The sequence below is a fragment of the Nonomuraea basaltis genome (assembly GCF_005893125.1).
Classification (GTDB): Bacteria; Actinomycetota; Actinomycetes; order Streptosporangiales; family Streptosporangiaceae; genus Nonomuraea; species Nonomuraea basaltis.
In genome coordinates this window covers 13,124-34,759 of the sequence record NZ_VCJS01000078.1, presented here as the reverse complement: position 1 = coordinate 34,759, position 21,636 = coordinate 13,124, and the positions used below count along the sequence as shown (strand labels likewise).

At 67.5% G+C, this 21,636-nt stretch carries 22 protein-coding genes; 10 read left to right on the top strand and 12 right to left on the bottom strand.

The window, feature by feature from the left end:
- Positions 1 to 6 precede the first annotated feature (6 nt).
- Positions 7 to 792: a phytanoyl-CoA dioxygenase family protein gene (locus EJK15_RS32185; RefSeq protein ID WP_138714244.1), complete on the bottom strand. Its 786-nt coding sequence runs from the start codon at positions 790 to 792 to the stop codon at positions 7 to 9.
- Between the two features lie 204 nt (positions 793 to 996).
- Positions 997 to 1,902 (bottom strand): class I SAM-dependent methyltransferase, encoded by a 906-nt coding sequence (locus EJK15_RS32180; protein WP_138714243.1) that lies wholly within the window; start codon positions 1,900 to 1,902, stop codon positions 997 to 999.
- A gap of 104 nt (positions 1,903 to 2,006) precedes the next feature.
- On the opposite strand from EJK15_RS32180, the gene EJK15_RS32175 reads away from it, so the two are divergent.
- The 4 genes from EJK15_RS32175 to EJK15_RS32160 all read left to right on the top strand — a co-directional run bounded on the left by EJK15_RS32175 (position 2,007) and on the right by EJK15_RS32160 (position 5,604).
- Entirely contained in the window at positions 2,007 to 3,194 is a 1,188-nt protein-coding gene (locus EJK15_RS32175) for an amidohydrolase family protein (protein WP_206061214.1), read from the top strand.
- A 144-nt stretch (positions 3,195 to 3,338) separates the two neighbouring features.
- Complete coding sequence (locus EJK15_RS32170) at positions 3,339 to 3,845, top strand: SigE family RNA polymerase sigma factor (protein WP_138714242.1); 507 nt, start codon at positions 3,339 to 3,341, stop codon at positions 3,843 to 3,845.
- Entirely contained in the window at positions 3,842 to 4,942 is a 1,101-nt protein-coding gene (locus EJK15_RS32165; protein ID WP_138714241.1) for a hypothetical protein, read from the top strand. The genes EJK15_RS32170 and EJK15_RS32165 overlap by 4 nt, the downstream gene beginning before the upstream one ends.
- A 92-nt stretch (positions 4,943 to 5,034) precedes the next feature.
- Entirely contained in the window at positions 5,035 to 5,604 is a 570-nt protein-coding gene (locus tag EJK15_RS32160) for a dihydrofolate reductase family protein (protein ID WP_138714240.1), read from the top strand.
- Here the strand turns inward: EJK15_RS32160 and EJK15_RS32155 are convergent.
- Positions 5,597 to 6,286 (bottom strand): DUF4386 domain-containing protein, encoded by a 690-nt coding sequence (locus EJK15_RS32155; RefSeq protein ID WP_138714239.1) that lies wholly within the window; start codon positions 6,284 to 6,286, stop codon positions 5,597 to 5,599. The two genes, EJK15_RS32160 and EJK15_RS32155, sit on opposite strands and share 8 nt — an antisense overlap.
- A gap of 230 nt (positions 6,287 to 6,516) precedes the next feature.
- On the opposite strand from EJK15_RS32155, the gene EJK15_RS32150 reads away from it, so the two are divergent.
- Positions 6,517 to 9,405: an AfsR/SARP family transcriptional regulator gene (locus EJK15_RS32150; protein ID WP_138714238.1), complete on the top strand. Its 2,889-nt coding sequence runs from the start codon at positions 6,517 to 6,519 to the stop codon at positions 9,403 to 9,405.
- A gap of 216 nt (positions 9,406 to 9,621) precedes the next feature.
- Here EJK15_RS32150 and EJK15_RS32140 read toward each other — a convergent pair whose 3' ends face one another.
- Positions 9,622 to 9,945: a hypothetical protein gene (locus EJK15_RS32140; RefSeq protein ID WP_138714237.1), complete on the bottom strand. Its 324-nt coding sequence runs from the start codon at positions 9,943 to 9,945 to the stop codon at positions 9,622 to 9,624.
- A gap of 373 nt (positions 9,946 to 10,318) precedes the next feature.
- Between EJK15_RS32140 and EJK15_RS32135 the strand changes: the two genes are divergently transcribed.
- Complete coding sequence (locus EJK15_RS32135; protein ID WP_138714236.1) at positions 10,319 to 11,071, top strand: hypothetical protein; 753 nt, start codon at positions 10,319 to 10,321, stop codon at positions 11,069 to 11,071.
- 85 nt (positions 11,072 to 11,156) lie between these two features.
- Here the strand turns inward: EJK15_RS32135 and EJK15_RS76490 are convergent, their stop codons facing one another.
- Complete coding sequence (locus tag EJK15_RS76490) at positions 11,157 to 11,285, bottom strand: hypothetical protein (RefSeq protein ID WP_276615446.1); 129 nt, start codon at positions 11,283 to 11,285, stop codon at positions 11,157 to 11,159.
- A gap of 322 nt (positions 11,286 to 11,607) precedes the next feature.
- Here EJK15_RS76490 and EJK15_RS71020 point away from each other — a divergent pair, with 322 nt between their 5' ends.
- Together EJK15_RS71020 and EJK15_RS32125 are read left to right on the top strand one after the other, a co-directional pair.
- Positions 11,608 to 11,751 (top strand): hypothetical protein, encoded by a 144-nt coding sequence (locus tag EJK15_RS71020; RefSeq protein ID WP_171074652.1) that lies wholly within the window; start codon positions 11,608 to 11,610, stop codon positions 11,749 to 11,751.
- Between the two features lie 28 nt (positions 11,752 to 11,779).
- On the top strand, positions 11,780 to 11,968 hold the full coding sequence (locus EJK15_RS32125; RefSeq protein WP_138714235.1) for a hypothetical protein: 189 nt from the start codon (positions 11,780 to 11,782) through the stop codon (positions 11,966 to 11,968).
- Between the two features lie 131 nt (positions 11,969 to 12,099).
- Here the strand turns inward: EJK15_RS32125 and EJK15_RS32120 are convergent, their stop codons facing one another.
- Positions 12,100 to 12,891 (bottom strand): neutral zinc metallopeptidase, encoded by a 792-nt coding sequence (locus tag EJK15_RS32120; RefSeq protein ID WP_138714234.1) that lies wholly within the window; start codon positions 12,889 to 12,891, stop codon positions 12,100 to 12,102.
- A 312-nt stretch (positions 12,892 to 13,203) separates the two neighbouring features.
- On the opposite strand from EJK15_RS32120, the gene EJK15_RS32115 reads away from it, so the two are divergent.
- A complete protein-coding gene (locus EJK15_RS32115) occupies positions 13,204 to 13,941 on the top strand; it encodes a phosphotransferase family protein (RefSeq protein ID WP_138714233.1) in 738 nt (245 codons plus the stop codon).
- Between the two features lie 122 nt (positions 13,942 to 14,063).
- On the opposite strand, the gene EJK15_RS77765 is transcribed toward EJK15_RS32115, so the two are convergent.
- The 5 genes from EJK15_RS77765 to EJK15_RS32090 form a co-directional block, all read right to left on the bottom strand.
- Complete coding sequence (locus EJK15_RS77765; protein WP_420847112.1) at positions 14,064 to 14,249, bottom strand: transposase; 186 nt, start codon at positions 14,247 to 14,249, stop codon at positions 14,064 to 14,066.
- 226 nt (positions 14,250 to 14,475) lie between these two features.
- Positions 14,476 to 15,210: an aminoglycoside 3'-phosphotransferase gene (locus EJK15_RS32105; protein WP_138714232.1), complete on the bottom strand. Its 735-nt coding sequence runs from the start codon at positions 15,208 to 15,210 to the stop codon at positions 14,476 to 14,478.
- 290 nt (positions 15,211 to 15,500) lie between these two features.
- Entirely contained in the window at positions 15,501 to 16,244 is a 744-nt protein-coding gene (locus tag EJK15_RS32100; RefSeq protein ID WP_138714231.1) for a hypothetical protein, read from the bottom strand.
- Positions 16,245 to 16,585: 341 nt separating this feature from the next.
- On the bottom strand, positions 16,586 to 17,854 hold the full coding sequence (locus EJK15_RS32095; RefSeq protein ID WP_138714230.1) for a hypothetical protein: 1,269 nt from the start codon (positions 17,852 to 17,854) through the stop codon (positions 16,586 to 16,588).
- Positions 17,851 to 18,963, bottom strand: coding sequence for a HesA/MoeB/ThiF family protein (locus EJK15_RS32090; protein WP_138714229.1), 1,113 nt, complete (start codon positions 18,961 to 18,963; stop codon positions 17,851 to 17,853). Before EJK15_RS32090 ends, EJK15_RS32095 begins: the two co-directional genes overlap by 4 nt.
- Before the next feature lie 427 nt (positions 18,964 to 19,390).
- Here EJK15_RS32090 and EJK15_RS32085 point away from each other — a divergent pair, with 427 nt between their 5' ends.
- A complete protein-coding gene (locus EJK15_RS32085) occupies positions 19,391 to 20,578 on the top strand; it encodes an HNH endonuclease (RefSeq protein WP_138714228.1) in 1,188 nt (395 codons plus the stop codon).
- A 302-nt stretch (positions 20,579 to 20,880) separates the two neighbouring features.
- Here the strand turns inward: EJK15_RS32085 and EJK15_RS32080 are convergent, their stop codons facing one another.
- A complete protein-coding gene (locus EJK15_RS32080) occupies positions 20,881 to 21,633 on the bottom strand; it encodes a M48 family metallopeptidase (RefSeq protein WP_138714227.1) in 753 nt (250 codons plus the stop codon).
- Positions 21,634 to 21,636 lie beyond the last annotated feature (3 nt).

Genomic DNA, 21,636 nt, shown 5'->3' with positions numbered 1-21,636 from the left:
ACCAGGTCACGCCAGTCCGAGCAGCACCGCGCGTTCGACGGGCGAGTGTGCGCCGTCGGGGTGGTCGAGATCAAGAGGGGCGGTCGGGAGGAGCGGGGGCTGGGCGATGAACCGGGGCACGGTGCCGCGGTGGGGCTGTGCGCCGTGGATGAGGAAAGGGTGGCACAGGTAGACATCGCCTGCCTGACCGGTGGCCAGCGCCAACGGCCGATCCGGTGAATCGAGCTTGCCCGCGGCGTCCATGGTTGTGCACAGGTCGAACATGTTCATGCCGCGCTCGCCCGTGGGTGCGAGGAAGGGCGGGACGTCCAGGTGCGAGCCGACCTTGATGCGGGTCGGCGCGTCGTCGGCGCCGATGTCGGAGAACAGAAAGAGCATCAGCAGCGCCCGGCCGCGGGAACGCAGGTTGAGCCAGAATCCTTGTTCACCCTCGGGTGCGTAGCTCGCGTCCATGTGCCATCCGGCGTCGCCGGGATCGTCCGCGTGCGGGAAACGGATGGGAAAAGTGCCCAGGCCGCTGCGGGGCACCCATCGGCCCGCGCCGACGATCTGGTCGAAGGCGCTGTGGAGGCGTGGTGTGCCGGCTGCTTGCTGGAACGGCCCGTGCCCGTACCCGTTGAGCCTGATGACGGGCTGTGTCCAGGTTGTGGGGTCGTCCGGGTCGAGACCGGTTTCACGCCAGAGAAACGCCCGGCACTCATCGGCCACCGAGCGGGGGAAGGCCGCGGGGAGATGGACGAAGCCGTCGGTGATGAACCGCTCGACCTGATCTGCCGTCAGCGCTGCCGTCATGCTGACGATTGTCGAAGATTCCGGTAAAGATCGACAACCGATTTTCCGTCCGCCAAGAACGGGCGCAACGGGTGGCGTCCCTCACCCGACAAGGACCGGTGCCCTTAAGCGGTACGGCGCGGTTGCCGGCACCCGGCTCCTGAACGATCTCGAAGATCACCATCTGACCGAGGTCCTGCGGCGGGCGGGAGCAGCGGAAGCCGACTACTTTCGAGGAGTGGAGCGTCGGCGGAGCCAACCGGCCGCGCGGTGAGCGACCGGGCCGAGCAGGCTGACCTCTCTGGTGGCCTTCTTCAGCGCCTGAACGGCGTTCCGCGACTCCGCCGTGACCCCTTTCAGCTCCGCCGTCGTGCGCCGCAGCTCGGCGGTGAGCCGGTCCAGGTCGTTCCCCGGCGACGCGGGCTTCGGCTTCTTGCGCTGGTTGACGCGTACGAGATCCCGATCCCCGAGCACGTCCGTCGTGTGCCACAGATCGGTACGGGACTCAAGCCATTCGAGCAGGCGCCGCTGGACGGGCACTGGATCGCCCCACGTGGCGTACAGCTTCTGCGTGCTGATGCAGATCGGCGCCAGCCCGAGGCCGGCGACGGCCTCCCAGACCGCGAGCGCGACACCCGGCGTGTGCTCGCTGCGGTAGTCGTCGAAGGCGACGATCCCGTCGTCCTTGAGCACGGCCCGCGCCGCCAGGACGTCACCCTTGACGTGGGTGTACAGGTGCGACGCGTCGACATGGACGAACCTGCAGGTGTCCGCCTTCACGTGATCGAGGATGATCGACGTCGGCCCGTGCACGATCTCGGGCAGGGTGTCGTGGACGCTCAGGTAGTTCTGCTCGAACTGGCGGCGGGTGAGCGTGGAGTACGACCCGGTGGTCTCGGCGTTGTTGTCCGCGTCCGGCGCGTCCGACTCGAACAGGTCGCAAACGGTGAAGGTCTCTCCCTGCCGCACATGCCCGCCGATCAGGACGGCGCTCTTGCCGAGGTACGTCCCGAGTTCGAGGACGTCGCCCGGGGCGCTACCCGACAGGAACCACTCGAACAGGCGCTGGTCGGCCGGCCAGAACCAGCCGGGAATGCGCTCCAGCGCGGCGGTGAGATCTTCTGTGGACATGCCCGGACGCTAACAGCCTCGGTTTCCGAGGTAGAAGGGACTTTGCCGCATGGCCATCGGGAGGTCGCCGGGAGTTCCAACAGCCCCGGCGAAACGCTGGGGCAGTGACGCGGCGAGAGGCCTTCGCGGGTTTCCCACCACCACAGGGGAACACCCCGTACGAGAGCATGAACATGGCGAACGAGACGGGGCGCACAGGCGACGGCCGCCACCGGGAGCGGCTGCGCGTGCGAGGCGTTGCGCTGCCGTCGGAGGAGTGGGTCGAGTTCTGGATCGCGAACGGCAGGCTGACGCGCGAGCCGCTGCCTGGCGCCATCACGGTCGTGGACGGCGGCTGGCTGCTGCCGGGGCTCGTGGACGCGCACACGCATCCGGGTGCCCTGCATCCGGGAGACCCGCTGGATCCGGCGCTGCTCCGGCGGCACGGCCGCGAGCACCTGGAGGCCGGCGTGACGCTCCTGCGCGTGCCTGGCTCGGCCGACAGGCTCCCCGCGTGGTTCGGCACAGAACCGGACCAGCCACGCGTCGTCTCGGCCGGTCGCTGGCTGGGACTGCCCGGCATGTTCTACGACGGATGGACGCGGCACGTCGGCGAGGCAGAGCTGGCGGACGCGGCGGTCGAGGAGGCACGCGCGTCCGGGGGCTGGTGCAAGGTCTACGCGGACTGGGTGGTCGGCGAGGAGGGGCTGGAGGCGCAGCCGCTCCCGGCCGGCCTGCTCGCCGAGCTGACCCGGCGGGTGCACGCGATGGGCGGCCGGGTCGCCGTGCACGCGCAGACGGCGGCGGGCGCCCGGGCCGCGGTCGAGGCCGCGGTGGACAGCCTCGAACACGGCCTGTGCCTCGACCCGGCGCTGCTGGACCGGATGGCCCGCCAGCGGACGGCCCTGGTGCCCACGTTCACCGTTTGGGAGACCTTCGAGCAGGTCGCCCGCTCCTCGGGCTCCGAGCGGTTCCGTGAGTGGTTCCGGGCGGCCCACGCCCGTCTGGGGCCGCTGGTGTCGGCCGCGTACGAGGCCGGCGTGACGGTGCTGGCCGGGACCGACAGCTACGGGACGCCCGAGCTCCCGCACGGACGGGTGGCCGGCGAGGTGCGCCATCTGGCGGCGTCCCCCATGCCCGCCGCAGCGGCGATCGGCGCGGCCTCCTGGACGGCGCGGTCCTTTCTCGGCTTTCCCGGACTCGGCGAGGACGCCCCCGCCGACCTGGTCGCCTACAACCTGGACCCGCGCACCGATCTCGCCGTCCTCCACACGCCCGCGCGCGTCATCCACCGCGGCCGGATCATCCGCTGAGCCCTCCGCGCACGTCGCGTACCGGCGTTCGATGTCGGATCTGGGCCGGATAAGAGAGGCGGAGCGTAACCGGCGTAAACCTGAGACAGAGGTGCAACCTTTCGCCTAGCGGGTCGCGTTTGAACGGGGGGAGAGGAGAGCACATTGGATCATGACGACGGCTTCCGCGAGTTCGTGCTGGCCCGTCAGCAAGCGCTGATGCGGACCGCGTACCTGCTCATGGGAGACGCCCATCTCGCCGAGGACCTGCTTCAGAGCGTGCTGACCAAGGTCGTCGGGCATTGGTCCAAGCTCGCCAGGGACGGCAATCCCGAGGCGTACACGCGCAAGGCGCTGGTCAACCAGTACATCTCCTGGAGACGCCGCCCCCATCCCGAGTTACCGAGCGCCGACCCGCCCGAGCGGAGCGCCTCCTATGACGAGGCCACCCTCGACCGGATCGTGCTACGCCAGGCGCTGGCCAAGCTCACCCGCAAGCAGCGAGCCATGATCGTGCTGCGCTTCTGGGAGGACCTCACCGAGGCTCAGACGGCCGACGCGCTCGGCTGCTCGATCGGCAACGTCAAGAGCCAGACCCATCACGCACTGGCCCGCCTGCGCGCCCTCGCGCCCGAGCTGGCGGACCTGCACACCGAGGAGGTAGCCCGATGACGAGGCTGCGCAACGCGATGAACGGCCTCGCGGAGGAGGCCCCGCTGGTGAGCCTGGCCGACGTAGCCATCGTGGCCCACCGGCGCAGGCGGCGCACCACGCTGGCGGTGACCACTGTCGCGACGGTCGCGGCGCTGGTGGCGACGACGGCGGGCGCGGTGGTGGTCTGGCCCCGTGGCGACCACGCGGCCACCCCGCAGCGCGTGGACACGGTGCCTGACCTGCCCGACGGCAAGGTGGGAGCGATCAGGTACGCGTACCGGACGGACTGCAAGATCGACACGGTGAGGCGTGACGCCGACTGCAGTGCCGTGGAGTGGCGGGTGGTCACCCAGAGCGGCAAGACGTACAGGGCGCCGCAGGCGCTCGTCTCGTCCCGCAAGGCCCCGCGGGTGCCCGTCGCGATCAGCCGGGACGGGCGCATGCTCGCCTACTACAGCCGCGACACCCAGGCGCACGTGGTCCGCGACCTGGCGACCGGCGCCGTGGTGACCTCCCCCGTCACGGTGAAGGAGGACCGGATCGGCATAGGCTCCCTGCTCGCGGTCTCCGACGACGGCCGGTACGTGGTCTTCGACCCGCGCGAGGGAAGCAAGGAGCCCAGTCTGCTGATCGACATGCGCACTGGCAAGACGGTGTCGATACCTGGCAAGTACGAGGTGATCAGCATCAAGGACGGCGTCGCCGAGCTGATCCGGTACGTCAAGACCGACCTGTGGCTGATGCCTGTCACGGGCGGAGGCAAGCCGGTGCGCTTCGACGGTGTGTTCATCATGTTCAGCGAGCTGTCTCCGGACGGCCGTACGACGGTCGCCGTCGAGTTCCCAGAGCTCAAGAAACGCATTCTCACCCTGCTGGACACCAGGACCGGGCGGACCCTGCGGAAGGTGCCCATCCGCGGCCTGCCGAAGGCCGGCTCGGTCGACGGCACCGCCATCTGGCTGAGCCGATCCGAGGTTACGGTCGTCGTCAATGACAGGGGAGACAGGTACTCCTACGCGGTCGACGTCAACACCGGGCGTGCCCGGCGCTGGGCCGACCACTCCGCCCAGCGCAGAGGTAGCCTGATCCTGCCCGGAGTCAGCTACGGCTGGTGATAGCCGAACGGCTTGGGCCCGCCGTGTTCCTCCCGATGAGTTTTCGGCGGCTGAGTGGTCCATCTCCTGAGCGTGAGTTTCAGGAGGTCTGGATGAGCATTGTGGTGCTGCACAAGAGCATGTCGCTGGACGGCTTCGTCGCCGGTCCGAACGTCGGCGCCGAACATCCGATGGGCGAGGGTGGCATGCGGCTGCACGACTGGCTGCTGACCGATCGTCCCGATACGCGTGACAAGGAGGTCGCCGCCGCGGTGTCGGCCTCCGTGGGTGCGGTGGTGGTCGGCAGGCGGACGTTCGACGTCGGCGTGCCCATCTGGGAGGACACCCCGTACCCCGTGCCGACGTTCGTGCTCACCCACCGGGCCCGCGAGGAGCTCGTCATGCCAAGCGCGACGTTCACCTTTGTCACCGATGGCGTCGAGAGCTGTCTGAAGTCGGCCCGGCTCGCGGCCGGCAACGGAGATGTGGTTCTGATGGGCGCGGAGACGGGGCGGCGGTTCCTGGCCGCCGGGCTGGTGGACGAGATCCAGATCAACCTGGTGCCGGTCGTGCTGGGCAACGGCCTCCGGCTGCTGGAGAACCTGCACCACATCGAGCTGGAACGCATCGGCCTGGTCGCCTCCGAAACCGTCACTCACCTGCGGTTCAGGGTGCTCAAGTAGGGCGGGGCGTTCGCGCCACTTCGCTGAATCCTTTTACCAGCAGCCAAACCGCCAGCACCATCTCGTTCAGCGCCAGTGGGGAGACAAGAATGGCATGGAACGCCGAGGACGGGGCGAGCAGGCCGAACATGACGAGGAAAGCATCGGCCAGGTACGGCACCACCGCGACGAGCGCCCAGCCCGCTATCCATCGGGGGACGAGTCTTGACCGGTACAGCAGGTAATTGAGAAGCAGGGCGCCGAGGCAGAAGAAGAACAAGCTGCTGGCGTGGCCCCACCGGTCGTACGTCTGTGTCAATATCCGCACGGTATCCAGGTGCACCGCGTTGTCAGGTGTGCCGGCGTCCGATTGAGTGGTGCTTATCGACACCATCATGAGGGGACCGATGGCGGCGGGAAGCAGGAGGACGACCTCGATGATCCTGGCGGCGACGTAGCCAAGCGCGGGTGCCTCGCCGTGTTTGTTGAGAACCGGAAACAGCGTCGGCGGGATCATCGCGATCGCGAGGGTCATGACCAGCACCATGATGGCGCCCGCCGTTATTCTGTGCGCATTGTCGGCGATGGATTGGGACGAGTACCAATTATCGAGTGGCCCGAGAAGGACCGCGCTGAGCACTCCCGCGGCCGTCGCGGTGAGGAAAAGTAAACCCGTCACCCGTGCCGTTGTCTGCTTGTGCATACCCTCGCTCCGTCAGTCCGATGTTGCTTCCACCACGATCGGGCTCTTGACTGGCCCACCGTCCGGGAGGCCGGCAAGTCATGGAGCCGTTGGCCTGTCGTGTCCGCCGTGCCGATGGTCGCCGACGCCGGTGTGCGGACGGTGGGTTCCCGGTGTGCGGGCGGTGGGGGCTTGCCCAGTGTTTGGGCCTGTGGCAGTCTCGGCGAAGGTCAACGTCCGGGAGCAGCCCTGTGGTGCGGATCGGTCTGCTCGGTGGTGTCCGCGCCGCTACCGACGACGGCCGGCCGATCGACATCGGTCCGGCGAAGTCGCAGACGGTGCTCGCGGCGCTGGCCTTGTCGCCCGGGGCACCGCTGGCGGTGTCGCGCCTGGTGGAGCTCGTGTGGGGTGACGCGCCCCCGCGAACGGCGTACAAGACTCTGCAGTGGCACGTAGCGCGACTGCGCAAGGGCCTTGGTTCCGCGACGATCGTGCGGGTCGGTGCCGCGTACCGCCTCGACGTAGCGCCCGACGCGGTCGACGTGACGCGCTTTCAGCGGCACTTGCGCGAGGGCGATCTCGCTGCGGCCCTCGCGCAGTGGGGCGGACCTCCGCTGGCCGGTCTGGACGCGCCCGGCCTCGCGGCGGCGGTGGCCGGTCTGACCGAACAGTGGCTGAGCGCTGTCGAGGCCGACCTTGAACGCCGTGTCGAGTCCGATCCGAGGGGGGTCATCGGGCCATTGGCGGAGCTCGCGGAGCGTCATCCCCTCCGCGAAGGTTTCTGTGCCCTGCTGATGACGGCTCTGTACCGGGCGGGCCGCCAGGCCGACGCCCTCGCGGCCTTCCGGCGGGCCCGGCACCATCTCGTCACGCAGCTCGGTGTCGAACCTGGGCCGGCGTTGCGCGAGCTCGAGTCGCGGATCCTCGACCACGACGAGCGGCTGCGCGGACGTGCCGTACCGGAGCACGCGCCGCCACGCCGTCCGAGCGGGACGGTGACCTTCGGGCGGCTGACCGGGACCCGGCGGGGCTACCTACCCCATGGCGTCGGCCGCCTCATCGGCCGCGACAGGGACCTGCGGGCCGCCGCCGACGCGCTCGCGCGGTCCCCGATCGTGACCTTGGTGGGACCAGGAGGGATCGGCAAGACCCAGCTCGCGCTGGCGGCGGCCCGCACGGCGGCAGCCGGTCACGGGTCGGACGGCTGGCTGATCGAGCTGGCGGAGATCACATCGCCGGCCGACGTGCCCCGCGCGGTTGCCGACGTACTGGGAGTCGCGCAGCGTCCGGGACACACTCTGACCCAATCGATCGTCGCGGTCCTGCGGTCGCGCCGGGCATTGCTGGTCATCGACAACTGCGAACACGTCATTGACGGCGCGGCCAAGCTCGTACAGGCCATCGTGGCGGGCTGCCCGCAGGTGCGCGTGCTGGCCACCGCACGGGAACGTCTCGCTGTCGCAGGCGAACAGGTGCTGGTCGTGGAACCACTGGACCCGGCCGCCGGCACCGAGCTGTTCCATGCCCGCGCGCTCGCCGCCGACCGGACCTACGATGCGGATGCGCATCACCGCCACGTCGAGGAGATCTGCCGGCGGCTCGATGGCATACCGCTGGCCATCGAGTTGGCCGCCGCCCGGACGATGAGCCACCGGCCGGTCGACCTCGTCGCCCGGCTCGACGATCGTCTCCGGGCGACCGGTGGCCGCCGGACCGGCGCCGCACGGCACCGCACGTTGCGGGCAGCCATCCAATGGTCCTACGACCTGCTCACGCCAGCCGAGAAAACACTGTTCCAACGCCTGTCCGTCTTCAACGCACCGTTCGACCTCAGCGCGGCGGAAGCCGTCAGCGACGAGCAGGACGTCGACGACCTTCTGGGCGACCTGGTCGAGCGGTCGATGGTCACCGTCGCCTTCGGCCCGTCGGGCCGGCGTTTCCGGCTGCTGGAGACCATGCGCCAGTTCGCCGCCGAGCACCTGCGTGAGCATGGGCATACCGACCTGGCCGCCGGACGCCACGCGCGTTGGTGTCTGCGCGAAGTCACCCACATCCACCGCCTGCTCACGGGCCCCGGCGAGATCGAGGGCGTCGCTCGCCTCGGCGACCTGTGGGCGAATCTGCGTGCGGCCGTCACGTGGGCGTGTGCGGCCGGAGACCCGCGGCTGGCCGACGCGCTGGTCCGGCCGGTCGTCACGGAACTCCCCCTGCGGGGGCGGCAGGAGATCGGCGTCTGGGCCGAGCACATCCTGGCCACGACGCCGGCGGAGGACCAGGAGGACCAGGACCTGCGTGCCTTCTGGCTCGTCTGGGTCGCCGAGCGCTACACCCAGAACGCCAACCAGGCAGGTTACCGCCACGTGGCGGACCGGCGCGGCGAACCCGCCCGGCCGCTGAGCCGCTATGCGCACGCGTACGCATCCGGCGACGGCGAGGCCCTGCGGCGGCACCTGCCGGACGCCGTGACCGATCTACGCCGCCAGGATGAGCAGTATCTGGCGGCCTTCCTCGAAATGACTTCGGCGGGGCCGCTGCTGGGCATCGGGCGTTTCGAGCAGGTCGATACGTCAGTCTCGGCCCTGGCGGATCGCTATCGGACCCACGGCCCGCCAACCCTCCTGCACTGGGCGCTGCAAACCCTCGGCTACTCCGCCTCGTTCCAGGGCCGGCACGACGAGGCCGACCGGTATTTCGACGAGGCAGCCCGCGTCGACGTCCCAGCGGGCGCGCTGTCGGCCAACAAGACCACCGAAGCCCGGTCCGCGTTCCGGCGAGGCGACCGGCCGCGCGCCTTTCAACTCCTCCGGTCCCACATCGACGAACTGATCGACACCGACAACGTGATCGCCGCCAGCGTCGTCTGCATCGAATTCATCAACATGATGGCCGCGATCGACCGGATCGCCGAGGCGGCCCGCATGCTCGGATATCTTGAGGCGGCCAACGACTTCGGCGCCCTGGCCGCCCGGACTCTCGTCACCGAAGCCGCCGACAAGATCGCTGCCAGCGTCCGGCACAGCTCAGATCCGACACCGGCATCCGTGCGCCACATCGACGACCGCGCCGCCCTCGTATACATGCGTGACGTTCTCGTAGGACTCGCTCGGCCTGGCGCGCAGCCCGAAACCTCGGCCAGTTGAGCGTCTGCAGTTCGGCTACAACCGCACCTGTCCCGGTCACCGAAGACGAGCGCGCGGCGGTGATCGAGGAACTGGAAGATCTCGACGCCGAGCATGAGCGCCGCCGCGGCGGCGGGCGCGGTCCCGGCCGTCCGGCGCGGCGGCCGTGTCCGCCGCCGGCGCCGGAACAGCGATCATCTTTGTCGCCCGGTCAAGCCGGTGACATCACCGGCAGCCTTACACGCACCACCAGCGGATGCCGTCGTACCGGTTTGATCGAGCCCACTTGAACGACCTCCACCTGTTGGCCCCGACGGAGACGCAGGGACCGTCCAGGAAGAGTCTCTTGAGCACCAAGCTGACGCGGTAGCGGCAGCGGTTCTTGACGGTCACCGTCTGCGTCGCTATCCCCACGGAGTGGCTCACCGACACGCAGGACGGCTTGGCCGCCGTGGCGGCCTGAGCCGGAGCGGCCGCGACTCCTGCGCCGCCCAGCAGTCCGGCTGCCAGGACCAGCGCGCCGGCGGTGGTGCGGACTTTGCTCGTGATTCCCTGTGCCATTGCGGCTCCTTTCAGATGAGCGAGGAATTGGCCGGCGGCCGGCGCCCTCATGGCGGATCTCCGCGTTCTCGTGGACAACCTGATGCACCGAAGCGACGATGTAGGTGCTCTTTCGCGCGTCTCGATGTCACCTGAGGACGTCGGCCGCCCCGTTGCCATGGTTTTCCGCGGATGGGGGCGCCCGCCACACCATCGAGTTGCGCAATGAAAGGCGCAACAAAGGCAACAATTCCCGGGAGACGGCGGGTCCTCCATGAGCGGACGTGGAAGGAAAGACCGCCCCATTGATCGGAACGCGGGGCCGGTTGCGGAGTTCGTCGATGACCTGCGCAGGCTGAGGGGACGGCTATCCCTCAGGCAGGTGGGACAGCGCATGCTGTACCACCCGAGCACGGTGTCGCGCAGGCTCACGCCGACGGAACTGCCGCCTCTCGACTTCGTCCAGGCCTACGTCGCCGCGTGCGGGGACGACCTTGAGACGTGGGAACGACGCTGGCACTCCTTGGCGCATGACGGAGCCTCCACATCCGGGGAACCGGCCGCATCCTGGGAACCGGCGGCATCCGGGGAACCGGCCGCATTCGAGGAACCTGCTCCCACCGGGACACCGTCCGATACCGTCGCGCCGGCCCGCCGCGGCCGTCCCCTGCTACTGGCGGGATCGGCTGTCGCGGTGGTCGCCGTGGTGACCATCGTGTTGGTCCCGCGCCTGGCCGGAACCGCTCAGCCGCCAGCCGAATCGGCCGCCTCCGCGAGCGGCGTCCCACCGTCGGTGCCCGCCGAGTACGGGTTCAGCTGGGAAGTCGAGCGAATGTCGGTACGTCTGATCTCACGGTCGTGGACACAATCGGCACCGGGCGCGATCGAGGTCTGGGCGAATATCGCCTGTCCTCGCGAGGTCGCCTCGTACTGGATGGCGATACGCCCCGACACGAAAGCGGTCAGGTTCGCCTGCAACTCCTGGCAGTACCACAAATGGACGGAAGTGGCGGCGGGCACGCACCATTTCGAAATGTGGAAGGCCGGCAATGGCCTGGCCATTCATGGGAGGGGCGCGCTGCGCTCGAGCATGACCATCCGGCAGCAACCCAAGCCCGTGTCGCCTTCACCTTCTCCTGCAACGTGACCCGGGCACCGGGTCTCCCACCGAGCGCTCGTCGAGCAGCGCGGACAGCTTTCTCATGGATGCGCAGCAGCAAGGCGCAGCGCCACTAGCATGAGCGGCTACGCCGTCCAAGTCCGAGCGTGCCCGCCTCGACGCGCTCATCGAACAGGCCACCGTCGACGCCTATGACGAGCACGAGCAGCTTGTCGGGTTCCAGACGGTCATCGAAGAGCACCTGGCCGTTCCGTTTCAGACGCAGGTGCTGGGCGTCGAGGTGACCGTACGGAAGATCGACTGGCGTCCCGGGTCGGGGATCGTCGCGATCTGCGCCCGAGGAAAAAAGAGCGGTAGGCGATCGGCATTCTCGACCTGCCGATGCCTGCTCCGCCTCCCGCCGGCGCCGAATGGATCGAAGCCTTCCGTCAGTGGGGGCCATGAGGGATGAGCGAGTACCAGTACTACGAATTCCTCGCGATCGACCGGCCGCTGGACGATCACCAACAGTCCCAGGTGCGGGCACTGTCCACGCGAGCGCACATCACCGCGACGAGTGCCGGGTGCTGCTTCGCCTGCTGTGCACCGTACTCAGCATGAAGACCGCCGAGCAGTTCTGCGTGGGCGAGCACGTCACCGCCCAGGCCTCCGGCGGCCATCTGATCCTCGACCTGTCCAGCGAGGGCGAGGAGGAGTGCCCGGGATGAGGAGGGGGCGTGGGCGCGGGTGGAGGCGTTGATCGCGTCCAAGCGGCCCGGGGACTATGACGAGGCGGTCAAGCTGCTCAAGGATCTCGAAGCGGTGGCGTACGGGGCCGGCGCGATCGGCCCGTTCTCGGACCGGTTCACGAACCTGCGAGCCCGGCATCTCCGCAAGCCGACCCTTATCCAGCGGTTCGATCGCGCCGGGCTCATGCCGAACTGAGCACAGGGCGGCGAACGGATTCGCCTGTGAATCAGCTCGGGATCACCTCCGGGCACCAAGGTCGCCCCCCTGCTAGGGCTGTCCACCACGGCCGACCCGCTCTGCGGTGGCCCGAAGCCTTTCACTCCCGGTCAGGAGACCTTGGCAGAGGAAGTCGTCCAGGTGTTGCAGGTCTTTGGGGAGGTGGCGCGGAAGCCCTTGCCCAGCCAGGCCGCTATGTTGCGCCCCTTACCGTGATCGCGGACCTTGGACTGTTCGTCCCCGCTTTCCCGCATGATCTGCAGCAAGATGTCCCAGTCTTCTTCACTGCGCTCTTGGAGGGAGTCCCAGACGCTGCCGATGAACACCCCGCCCAGGCATTCCGCCTGCAGCTCAAAACGGCGGATCTGCTCGTTCAACTCGCTCTTGTTTCGGTACGGATAGCGATCGTGGGCGCGGCCGATCCCGGTGAGATACTGCACGTGGTGCCCGTACTCGTGGGCGGCCAGACGGAACAGGAACAGGTCGGAGGTGTCCTCGAGCAGATCCCGCTCCAGCAGCACGATGAAGCGCCGCTCGGCGTCGCAGTAGGTGGCCGCGGCGGCACCCCAGGCGCTGCCGCAGTACTTGCGCGGCTTGGTGATGAATCCGATCTTCGCCTTGGTGAAGGGCAGGCCCGCCCGCTTGAAGTGCGCGCCCCATGACCGGTTGAGGCAGTCCAGCACTGCGGTCAAGTACCGCTTGGCGGCGGCGACGTCGTTCGGCTTGATATCGCGCTCTGGGCAGTCGCTCTGTTGCAGCTCGCCCGTGCCGTACAGCTTGTTTCCGGTCAGCGCTCGGTCGCGGATGGGGTAGGCGCCGGCCGCCGCGGGCGCAGTGCCGGATAACAGTAGGCAGGCGAGGGTGGCTGCGGCGAGAAGGGGAGCAAAACGCATGATCGGCATCGTAGGGTATACAGCCTTCACCTCCGGCCGATCCCTCGCAGAAGGAATGCATCGGCGTCACCAATGACCTGCGCGGCCCGCTCGTGCCCACGATGCATCCTGTCGCTGCGACGCTCATCCTTCGACAGGCCCTGCCGCCAATTACGAGCAGCAACTCACGTCTCGGACATCGACGCGCCGTTCGGCGGTGTCCGGCCCGTCGGCGGCCGGGGTCGTGCACGAGGTCGCCGGCCAGGGGGACCTGGTCAGCCGGGCAGTGGCACGCGATAAACCCGTTGTGACGTCGGTGATCATCTCCCGATAATGGCCGGCATGGAGGAGATTGAGGTCGTCGTCGCCCACAGCGAGCGAGCGACCCTGCGCGTCGGTGATGTGTTCCTGAAGATCGACGCTGATCAGACGCGCACCGATGTCGAGGTCAAGGCGATGGCCATGGTGCCGATCCCGACTCCGGAGGTGCTGTGGCGCAAGCCGCCCGTGCTTGCGCTCGCCGCCCTGCCCGGCACGGCACTCGGCCACCTCGGTGAGCCGTCGACCGCGTCGTCGGCGGCGTGGGCCGCGGCGGGTGCCGCCGCACGACTGCTGCACGACGCGCCGCTGCCGCCCTGGCCCGGCCGGAGCCTCGACGAGATCGCATCGCGCCTCGACGGCGAATGCGCGTGGCTCGTCACGAACGGCGTCCTTCCCGCCGACCTGATCACGCGGAACCGCCGGATTGCCGAGGCTGCGCTTCGGCCATGGACACCGGTGTTCATGCACGGCGACCTACAGGTCAGCCACGTGTTCGTCGACGGTGACGAGATCACCGGCGTGATCGACTGGTCCGAGGCGGCCCCGGGCGATGCCCTGTACGACCTCGCCATCTTGACGCTCGGACACGAGGAGCACCTTGGCGACGTCGTCGCCGGCTACGGCACCCACGTCGACCTCGACGTGATCCGTGCGTGGTGGTCGTTGCGAAGCCTGCTGGCGATCCGCTGGCTGATCGAGAACGGCTTCGACCCGTCCATGCCAGGCTGCGAGTTCGACGTGCTGCGAGCCCGGATGTGAGGCCGCACGAGCCCGACGACCACGAGTACGCGCCCGTGACCAGGCGTAGAGGCTGACGCGAAGACCGGCAGGCGGGTGATCAGCGGCGCGCCGTACCTCGGGCTCGCGATCTTTGTACGTCGTCAATACGTACCTGTCTCTGCAGCAGAACCCGTACGCCGACGCCCGGGAGGACAAGGAGGAACCATGGGATGACTATGGTCGGGATGTTGCGGCCAATGGCGGTCCCGGGCCTGGACGGTGACGCGGCGGCGGACCTCGGTGACGGCCTGGTTGGCCAGCTGGACTACGTGAAAATGATCGACCACCAGCCTGGCCCGGGGTAACGCCGCCCGGACAGCGGACCTGAAAACCGTGGACAGAAATGATCAACGAGAGCCGCGAGCTCCCTCAAGAGGTGACCTCATCCCACACCCCGCGCGAACATGCCCGGTCAGGCCTCATGCCCTGTCTCGCTGAAGCTGAGGCAATCTCATCGATCACGAGGCATCTTGTCGTTGCCTCACCGATCTGAGGCTTGATCACCGTCTTGGGTCAGAGAAGCTCGTCCAGGAGCCGGTAGTAGTACATCCGCTCTTCCTCGATGTGATCGACGAGGGCGTAGGCAGAAAGGAACCCCTCCCAGGCCGCCGGGCCGTGGTCCTCGGACAAGTCCCTGTGGGCGATGGCGAGGTCGCGGTACCGGTCGGCCACACCCAGTGCCGGGACATCGATGACTATGGGCTCTCCCGAGGCGGGCACCAGCACGTTGGAGGGGGTGTAGTCCCCGTGCGCGACGACGAGGTCCTCGACGCGCGGGCGCGTGGCCAGCAGTCGTTCGTAGACCACCTCAGGGGTCAGCCCGAAATGGTCGGCGTCGAAGTCGTCCGGGTCCACGAGGCCGTCACGGATATTGGCGTCGGCGCGTTCGAGAACCGCCGGCAGTCGGCCGTCGAAGGGGCACTCGGTGATGGGCAACTCGTGCAGCATGCGCAGCGTCCGGCCCAGCACGGCGCCTATGTCGGCGGGTGCGGCGGCTTCCAGGGACGGAGCGCCCACGTCGGCAAGAACGAGAACAGGGTCTTCGAAGGCGACCACCTCAGGGATGGGAACGCGTCCATGAAGCCAGCACAGTCGCAGGTGCTCGGCTCTGGCGAGGGGGCCGTGCTTGACGTAGAACACCTTCGATCCCGACATGACCCTCAGGGCCGTACCACTGGCTCCTTCGTGGTCAGTCGACCAGGAGGCGTCCTGCTCGATTAACTGGCGAAGTTGGTCTGGGAGCTGCATAGATCACGTTCTCATCAAACATGCCGAACTGAGCACATTGCCCGCCCAGTCGAGGGGCCTGACGGTCAACGTCTGAGGGAACACGTTGGTGGGCGTGAACGTCACCGTCGCCTACCGCCATCCAGTGGTCCGATGTGTCGACCCGCGGCTGGATGGTGGCAGGCCCCTCCGCATCGGCCCAGTTCGGCGTGAGAGACACAGCTGGTGCCTGCCCGGTGGGTGAAGGCGAAAGAGCCTGCGGGACCAAGACGACTCACACCGGGCTCGGGAAGAGCCGGACCCGGCGTCGCTCAGCTGGTCAGCTTGTCGGTCACGGTCTTGGGATTCGGCGCCTTGACCGACACCTTGCTTCCCCAGCCGGTGTAGCGGGTGTCGACGATGAAGGTGCTGCCCTCGTAATCGGAGTAGTCGTCCGGGACGCTCTTGGCCGTGAACGAACTCCACAGCTTGCTGACCAGGCCGGCCGAGGTCAGCGTCAGCGTGTAGGAGACCTCCGTGCCGCCGGGCCAGGTGCTGAGCTCCGAGCGGGAGAACCATGGCGAGACCTTGGCCAGATCCTTAAAGGCGATCTTTCCGGTGACCTTGTTCCCGGCCGTCGTGCCCTTCCTGAGCAGCGCGGACAGCGTCGCCGACTCGGCGGGATTGAGGATCTGCCCGTACAGGTATGGCAGCCCGCCGCCGCCCTTGTACTTGTACCAGGTCTTGCCCTTGGGCAGCCCCTCCGCGAGGGCCCCGGAGAGGTATGTGGTCTTGTCGATGTAGATGACGCGATCTTTCTCCTCGTCCCAGGCGGTGCTCACGATGTCGTAGGCGGCCGGCTTTTTCGCGTCGAACTGCAACACGCCCTTGTTGGTGTACGCCTGCTCGGTGTCGGTGCCGTCGGACCAGTCGGCTATCTCGGTGAAGTGCACGCCGTGCCCGGCGACCAGCTTGGCCTTCAGCGCGCGTACGGGATCTTGGGGAGCTGCCTGAGCGGGCGCCGTAGCCACCAGGAGAGTCCCGCACACTAACAACGCGCTGATCATCTTCTTCATAACGGGCGATCATGCCGCACTCGGATCACATCCAGAGCACGAGCCCTGCATGGATCTGCATCGCAAAAGCGACGGGGTTGTGTCACCCCCAGGCCCAACCGCTTCTCCGCAGGCCACTTGAGGTCTTTTGGCAGCTCTGCGCCGTTGAGGACGAGCGAAGGCGAAATTGATGATCTTCCTGCTGTGTGGTCAAGTCGGCTGCACGGTGGGGGTCCGGCCCGTTCTGCCGCCGTTCGCCACCCCTTCAGAACAAGCCCGCCTGTACCCCCTTCGAGATCGTTTAGGAGCCGGGTGCCGGGAACCGCGCTATGGGCCCTTCAGTGTCTCTTCGAGGACGAGGATCATCCAGCGCGGGACCGGTCAGCACTGCTGCGCCGACGGAACCAATGCCGGTGGCCCCGGATGAAGGTCACAACGAAGAGGACCTGGATGCCGCCTTCGATGAGCACCAGGAGCCCGGAGTCCAGCGCCAGGAGCACCGGTCCGCCGTTGAAGCCGTCGGCGATGGCGAGGAGGGCGCGCACCAGCGCCGCGATCGCGATCGGAACGCCGAACAGGGCGAAGAAGCTGAGGCTGATGGTGGCACCGAGTACGAGGACGACGGAGTAGACGCGGGTCGCCCGCCGCTCATGGGGGGCCAGCCCGGTCGTCGGGTCCGCGACAGGAGCGGGACGGCGGCGCAGGCCTGCGACGGTTCTCGCGAGCAGATACCTGGCGTAGGCGAGCCCGTCGTCGAAAAGGTTCCGGGTCCGCAGCAGATCGCGGAGGACGTAGTACAGGTCGGTGCGCATGTAGACCTGGAGCTGGAACGGAATGGTCATGAGGACGCAGACGACGAGTGCCTGAAGTACGGCCTTCACCGGCTGAGGCATGGCCACGTGGGCGACCAGCAGGGTCAGGGTCGCCATGAGGAACAGATCCCAGACCATCCCCGCCAGATACACCCGATAGCGGGATCGCCTCGGCACGCCCCACACCGCCGTGACGTCGGTCTGCACCACCAGGTTGTGGAGGCGGGTGCCGAAGCCGATCCGCCCGGGAACGCCGAGTGACCGGGCCGCCGTCAGGTGCATGAGCTCGTGCATGCTGATGCTGATCGACATCATCACCGTGTTGACCAGCACCGTCAGGCCGACGTAGTCGCCCCAGAAGAAGTCCGTGTAGTTCGGCAGCAGATCGGGCCGCATGGCGAGGGTGACCAGTGCCGCGCCCATGACCAGCAGCCAGACGAGTTTCATCGGCCGGCTGAAGAGCCACGCCACATGCCGCTCGGTCAGTCGGCTGAAATGGCTGCGCGGAGTGTTCGCCTCCGGATCCGGCAGCGGCTGTCCGTTGACGGAACGGACGAATCCCAGGTCCGCCAGAGCTTCCACGAGCTCCGCGACGTCGAGCTCCACGTCCTGCTCGGCTGCCATCCGCTCCTCGGTGGCGCTTATGGAGAGCCCTGCGCCCAGGAGACTGATCGCGTCGCCGTAGACCGCCGGTAGCTCTATGAACTCCCCGATCTCTGACCGGCCGACGACCACGACTTCCGGGTCGTCGTCGTCCGGGCGGACGATCAGCGCGTGGAAGCCGACGTGGCTGTCGGCGGTGAGCGGTGCGGCACTCACGACGCTGTGGGCCCGCAGGCGGGGCAGTCGTCGTCGTGCGGAACGTCGATGTAGTAGGAGTGATCCCACATGGCGTAGTTCCAGTGGAAGACCCGGCCGCGCACCTGGGTGGGCAGGCCGCCGAGGTGATACAGGACTTCCAGCGCGCAGAGGTGCCCGCTGATGTTGGCGCTGGCCGCGACCACGGCGTTCGGGCGCTCCTCGGTGAGTGAGCGGCCGTGGGCGTTGAGCTCGCGACGGTCCTCCTGACGGTGCAAGCACGCCCAGCACCCGGTCTCGCGTGGGATCAGGGATCCGACGACGGCCATCGGCCCCGTGTAGAAGCTGACGAACCATGGAGTGCCGGTGCGCAGCGCCGCCTCGTTGGTCCAGAACATGATGTCCGGGTGCGGCTTGTCCGCGCAGAGGACGAACACGTCGCAGTCTTCCATCAGGGCGGCGATGTCATTGGACGCGCCTGCCTTGACGGTGTTGCCGGTCACGGTGACCAGACTGTTCATGTCACGTAGCCGATCCACCGCGCTGTCGACCTTGGGGCGGTCGATGTCCTGCTCGGTGTACAGGAGCTGGCGCGTGAGGTTCGGTTCCTCGACAGTGTCGAAGTCGGCGATGTGCAGAGCTCCGATACCGCTGGAGACCAGTCCGGCCGCCACGGCGGAGCCCGTGCCGCCGATGCCGAGCAGGCACACCTTGGCAGCTTTGATCTTGGACTGGATGTCGTACGGAGAGCTCCGCGGAGTGGAGTCGATCCACGCGAAGAAGTTTTTCGCCGGTTCGTAGCGTGCCTCCTCACGTGGGGTGAGGTTGCCGGGAAGCGGCGCGCCGGCGTCTTCGACGAATCCGTTGTCGATCAGCCCCGCGATGACCTCGCGGACACTCTGGTCATCGAAATCTGGGTGTGTCTCGGCGAAAGTGGCACAAATCTGATCGATCGTCTTGGTGCCGTCCATAAGGACGATCAGCCGGGCGATCGAGCCGTCCTCATCGTCCTGGATCTCGGAGGAGATGCCCTGCTGCATGAGACCTATGACGATGCGACCATCCGGCAAGGCCATGGGCTGATGGACACTCTTGATGCGGGGGAAGAGCACGAGAACCTTCCAGATCACGCCGAGAACACAGGAGGGCCGGCCAGGTCCTGCCTGACCGGCCGGGTATTCGTCGGGGTCAGCCGAACTGGCGGAGCATGGTGGTCTCCACCTTCTCCAGCCGCTTGATCTTGAGATCGATCTTCTTCGTGGGCTTCTTGTCCTCGGTTGCCTGGCTTGACTTCTCCACGTTGCCTCCCCGATCGAAGGGCGGTGCGCGACGAGTTACGCACCATGATCAGTGATCATAACCACAAGATCCCGCCGACGTAAGCCCCGATTCCCTGCGTCTCCGGATTGAACCGTGTGACTAGGTCATCGGGTCGCTGAACGCCCGTTCCATCACATACCGCCCCGCTCCTACTGCCCAGCGAGCGGCTCAGCCCGGTTTGTGATCTCCGTAGCCGAGAAGCCCGGGGCCCGATAAATAGGCCCATAAGCTGTCGCTGTGGGACTCTCCGATCTTCGTCGTGAAATGATCCTCGCCGCCATTGCGGAGTACGACACGATGGGCCGGGATGCCTTCCTGGACACCTACGGGTACGGGCCGGCGCGTGGGTACTTCCTCGTTCACGAGGGTCGGCGCTACGACTCGAAGGCCATCGTGGGAGTCGCCCACCGTGGAGTCACCGGGCGACCGCTTCTTCCTGAGGAGTTCTCCGGCGGCAGGGACACCGTGGCGCGCCGGCTCATCCGCCTGGGGTTCGAAGTCACCGCCCCGGGGCTGGCGCTCGGTGAGCACACGATCGAGAACTTGCTCATGAAGATCGATTCGCTCCGCACCGACAGATCGAAGCTGACCGATCAGCCCCGCCGGCATCAGCCGCTGACGCTGTTATGGGCGCTCGGCCGAGCCGCACAGGGGGAGCCGCGCCTGGAGACCTGGGCGCGGACCAGCGCTGAGATCTCCTCACTCATCGACACGTTCGGCCATGGCGACGACCGGCCGAATCCCGAATTCCCTGTCCTCAGGCTGTTCCACGACGGCCTCTGGGAGTTGGACGAGTCCGACGTCCCGCCGGCCAGCACGAGCACTGCCCAGCGATGGATGCGCGACCACGCACCCATGGGAGGCCTGCGACCATGGGTCCACACCATCGTGACCCAGCACGCGGACGTGCGCGCGCAGATCGTGTTGCATCTCCTGGAGGTGTACTTCCAGGGCGTAGATCACGAGGCGCTGCTCACCGCTGTGGGCCTGTCGAGCGCCTCTGACGCCGAAGTGCCCTTGAACGACGGCTCCCCGAGCCCACAGCGCCGACAGTCCACCACGATGCGGGTGATTCGCGATTCGGTCCTTGCGCAGCAGATCAAGGACTTACACGGACATCACTGCCAGATCTGCGGTGTACGGCTTCGACTTCCCGACGGCTCGTACGCCGAAGGCGCCCACATCCGCCCAGTGGGCCAGCCGCACAACGGCCCTGACGAGCCGGGCAACATCCTCTGCCTCTGCCCGAACGATCACGTTCTCTTCGACCGTGGCGGTCTCACTCTCACGGACGACCTGCTCATCTTCGACGAAGTCGCCGGCCAGGTCAGAGGCAGTCTCCGCCTCGCTCCGCAACACGTGATCAACATTGCGCACGTGGCCTACCACCGCGAGGCGGCCCGCCAGGTGCCGGGTCGGGCTTGACGAACGTGCCGTCAGCTGAGGTTGCGAAGCCACTGCTCGATGCCATGTGCGTCGCTTCTTCCGCCCTGCGGCACCCGGTTTAGGAGAGCGCGGGCGGAGATACTTGTTCGCGTACGCTGACCTGCCGAAACACTATGCTAGGCCAGTGCGGCCACCTTGATCATCCCGCGCATGTCCCGCGTCTCCAGCTGACCACGGTCACCTCGTCATCCGGTGGCAAGCCGACCCGGAGCGCAGGGCCACCAGGCCCGAGCACCGGAAGCGGCGCGGCAGCCTGACCTCTTGTTGTCCCGAAAGTGTGCTCACCCTGCGTGTGTAGGCTCGGAGACGTCGCCCAGCCAGACCGTTCGTCCTAGTTCGGCGAGTCGACTCTTGCGGGCCGCGAAGTCGGGCAAGATACACTCGACTCTCTCCCAAAACTCCGGACCGTGATGATGGCCGTCATAGTGCGCCAGTTCATGGACGATGACGTAGTCGACCAATGATGGATCCAGTTGAAGCAGCGCCCAGTGAAAGGCCAGGCCGGATGTGCGGTCGAGCAACCCCCACCGCTGCCCTAGATCGCGTACGTCGACAGCGGGCTGGACGATGCCGAGCCGTCCAGTCCAACGGTCCAGGCGGGGCGTCAGCCACTGGCGACCTTGATCTCGATACCAACCAACAATGGCCTGTGCACCTGCCTCCGGGGCCATTCGTCGCAGCCGTAGCCAGTTGCCTTCGAGCTGGATGGGAACGTCCTGCTCGCTGACGACAAGGAGTCGCTGGTGGCGCCCGAGGTACGGGTAGTTCTCACCGCTGACGATCCGTTTGATGGGATGGGCGGCGAGCGTCGCCGCACGCTGGGCGCTTTTCTTGAGCAGCCACGGCCGTCGATTGCGGATGAACGCCGCGACCATCTCCGGATCGACCGTAGGAGGGACCGCGACGGTGACCGAGGCATCGCGTTCGATCGTCAATCCGAGCGTGCGTCGTTGGCTGACCCGGATCTTCCAGGTCAGTCCTTTGAGAGCGCCGGACGCCGCCAGCGCCGCATAGATCTTTTCGGGCGCGGTCACCTA

Excerpts from the sequence above, each read along its gene's own strand:
- EJK15_RS32185 (WP_138714244.1), bottom strand. The coding sequence starts at position 792 with ATGACGGCAGCGCTGACGGCAGATCAGGTCGAGCGGTTCATCACCGAC.
- EJK15_RS32160 (WP_138714240.1), top strand. The coding sequence starts at position 5,035 with ATGAGCATTGTGGTGCTGCACAAGAGCATGTCGCTGGACGGCTTCGTC.
- EJK15_RS32180 (WP_138714243.1), bottom strand. The coding sequence starts at position 1,902 with ATGTCCACAGAAGATCTCACCGCCGCGCTGGAGCGCATTCCCGGCTGG.
- EJK15_RS32140 (WP_138714237.1), bottom strand. The coding sequence starts at position 9,945 with ATGGCACAGGGAATCACGAGCAAAGTCCGCACCACCGCCGGCGCGCTG.
- EJK15_RS32115 (WP_138714233.1), top strand. The coding sequence starts at position 13,204 with ATGGAGGAGATTGAGGTCGTCGTCGCCCACAGCGAGCGAGCGACCCTG.
- EJK15_RS32105 (WP_138714232.1), bottom strand. The coding sequence starts at position 15,210 with ATGCAGCTCCCAGACCAACTTCGCCAGTTAATCGAGCAGGACGCCTCC.
- EJK15_RS32155 (WP_138714239.1), bottom strand. The coding sequence starts at position 6,286 with ATGCACAAGCAGACAACGGCACGGGTGACGGGTTTACTTTTCCTCACC.
- EJK15_RS32120 (WP_138714234.1), bottom strand. The coding sequence starts at position 12,891 with ATGCCGATCATGCGTTTTGCTCCCCTTCTCGCCGCAGCCACCCTCGCC.
- EJK15_RS32165 (WP_138714241.1), top strand. The coding sequence starts at position 3,842 with ATGACGAGGCTGCGCAACGCGATGAACGGCCTCGCGGAGGAGGCCCCG.
- EJK15_RS32135 (WP_138714236.1), top strand. The coding sequence starts at position 10,319 with ATGCTGTACCACCCGAGCACGGTGTCGCGCAGGCTCACGCCGACGGAA.
- EJK15_RS32100 (WP_138714231.1), bottom strand. The coding sequence starts at position 16,244 with ATGAAGAAGATGATCAGCGCGTTGTTAGTGTGCGGGACTCTCCTGGTG.